Origin of the sequence: Nitriliruptor sp. (assembly GCF_040882075.1) — a bacterium.
GTDB lineage: Bacteria > Actinomycetota > Nitriliruptoria > Nitriliruptorales > Nitriliruptoraceae > Nitriliruptor.
Genome location: NZ_JBBEBZ010000147.1, coordinates 1 through 2,577, shown reverse-complemented (window position 1 = coordinate 2,577; position 2,577 = coordinate 1). Strand labels below are relative to the sequence as shown.

The 2,577-nt window shown below is 72.5% G+C and carries 2 protein-coding genes; both read left to right on the top strand.

The genetic code is table 11. The annotated features are described in order from the left end of the window. A partial coding sequence (locus WEB03_RS08850) for an FdrA family protein (protein ID WP_368070587.1) occupies positions 1-1,446 on the top strand: 1,446 nt, incomplete at its 5' end. 67 nt (positions 1,447-1,513) lie between these two features. Continuing rightward, a partial coding sequence (locus WEB03_RS08845) for a DUF1116 domain-containing protein (RefSeq protein ID WP_368070586.1) occupies positions 1,514-2,577 on the top strand: 1,064 nt, incomplete at its 3' end.

Below are 2,577 nucleotides of genomic sequence, written 5' to 3'. Positions count from 1 at the left end.
GTGAGCCTGATGCAGGTCAGCCGCCGCGTCGGTGACGTGGACGGGGTCACCAAGGCGCTCGTCGCCATGGCCACCGAGCTGAACCTCGGGCTGCTCGCTGGCATGGGGTTCGACGACGTCGATACCGGCCCGAACGACATGATCGTCGCCATCCGCGCCGCGGACGGTGACGCGATCGCTGCGGCGCTCGCCGAGGTCGAGGCGGCGCTGGCCGCCAGCTCCGGCGGCGGACAGGCCGGGTTCGGCGACGGCCCACCGCCACGTACCGTCCGTGACGGGGCAGCCGCGGCCGCCAGCGGCGGGGAACCCGCCGACCTCGCGCTCATCTCGACCCCCGGCGAGCACGCGTACCTCGAAGCGCTCGACGCCATCCGTGCCGGGCTGCACGTGATGCTGTTCAGCGACAACGTCCCGGTCGACGCCGAGGTGGCACTGAAGTCCGAAGCCGCCGACCGCGGCCTGCTCGTGATGGGCCCGGACGCCGGGACCGCCATCGTGGCCGGGGTCGGCCTGGGGTTCGCGAACGTGATCCAACCCGGTCCCGTCGGCATCGTCGCCGCCTCCGGCACCGGTGCCCAGCAGCTGACCTGCCTCCTCGACGACGCTGGCATCGGCGTGTCCCACGTCCTCGGGGTCGGCGGCCGCGACCTCAAGGAGGCCATCGGTGGCCGGTCCACGCTCCAGGCCCTCCGCGCGCTCGACGAGGACCCCGCCACCGACCTGATCGTCGTGCTCTCCAAGCCCCCGGCGGAGGCCGTCGCCGCCGCCGTCCGTGACGCCGCCGACGCGTGCACCACGCCGGTGGTGCTCGGGCTGCTCGGTCCCGGCGAGCGCGACCTGACGGCCATCACCGCCGAGGTGGCCGACGCGCTCGGCCGGAGCTTCGAGGAACCGAGGTGGTGGCCGGCCCCGACCGAACCTCAGGGGACCTACGTCGAGCTGCGCGGCCTGTTCGCTGGCGGGACGCTCTGCCAGGAGGCCACGCTGCTGGTCGCCGACGCGTTCGGCGAGGTCGCCTCGAACGTCTCGCTCCCCGGAGCGACCGGGCTCGTCGACGGGCTCGACACGAGCGGTCACGTCCTGGTCGACCTCGGCGAGGACGAGTTCACCGCGGGCCGACCCCACCCGATGATCGACCAGTCGCTCCGCCTCGAGCGCATCACCGCCGAGGCGGCGCGACCGGGCGGCAAGGTGCTCCTGCTCGACGTCGTGCTCGGCCACGGCGCGCACGCCGACCCCGCATCGGAGCTCGCGCCCGCCATCGAGACCGCGATCGCCGACGCCGTCGACGATCTCGCCGTCGTCGTGTCGCTCTGCGGCTCGAGCGGCGACCCCCAGGGCAGGGACCGGCAGGCCGAGACGTTCGTCGCCGCCGGCGCCTCGGTCCACCTCTCGAACGCTCACGCGGCTCGGAAGGCCATCGAGCTGATCGGAGGTCGGTCGTGACGGTCGTCCCCGACGCCACCAGCAGCCGACCGGGCGACCTCGTCCGGACCGACCGGGAGGACCGCTCGTGACCACCCCCACCGAGAACGTGGATCATCTCGCGGCGTTGCTCGCCGGTCCGCCACGCGTGGTCACCGCCGGGGTCGAGCTGTTCGAATCGACCCTCCGTGACCAAGCCGTCGAGGTCGTGCCGGTCGACTGGCGTCCCCCGGTCGAGGCCAGTCTCGCGGGGCCCCTCGCCCGCATCGCCGCCGACCCCCGCACGGCCCAGGCCAACGCAACGGCGCTCGAGCGCATCACCGCGGCCGAGCCGCACTGGGTCGGTATCCGGACCGCCAGCGACGCCGTCGGGATCGAGAAGGGGCAGTTCCTCCACGCCGGTCCCCCCATCACCTGGGAGCGCGCGTCCGGCCCGATACGTGGCGCTTTGATCGCCGCGATGCTCTACGAGGGGATGGCCGACACCCCCGAGGAGGCCGAGTCCATCGGCGCGGCCGGGAAGCTCGAGCTGTCGCCCTGCCACCACCACGCCGCGGTCGGACCGATGGCGGGCGTCGTGTCGCCGTCGATGCCGATGTTCGTGATCGAGAACCAGACGTTCGGCAACCAGGCGTTCTGCACCTTGAACGAGGGTCTCGGCAAGGTGCTGCGGTACGGCGCGTACGCGCCCGAGGTGATCGACCGCCTGAACTGGATGCAGCAGGTGCTCGGCCCGGCGCTGGACGCAGCGGTACAGCGGCTCGGTTCGCTCGACCTTCGCGCCATCATCACCCAGGCGCTGCAGATGGGCGACGAGCTCCACAACCGCAACCGTGCCGCCTCGGCCATGATCGTCAAGGAGGTCGTTCCGCCGCTGCTGGAGGCTGGTATCGACCCGTCCGACCTCGCCGACGTCGTGCGGTTCGTCAACGGCAACGAGCACTTCTTCCTGAACCTCGGGATGCCGTCGGTCAAGGCCACCATGGACCCGGCACGCGACATCCCCGGGTGCTCCGTCGTCGTGGCGATGGCGCGCAACGGCACCGACTTCGGCGTGCAGGTCAGCGGGACCGGCGATCGCTGGTTCACGGGTCCAGCCGAGGTGCCCGACGGGCTCTTCCTCGGCGACTACACCGCCGAGGACGCCAACCC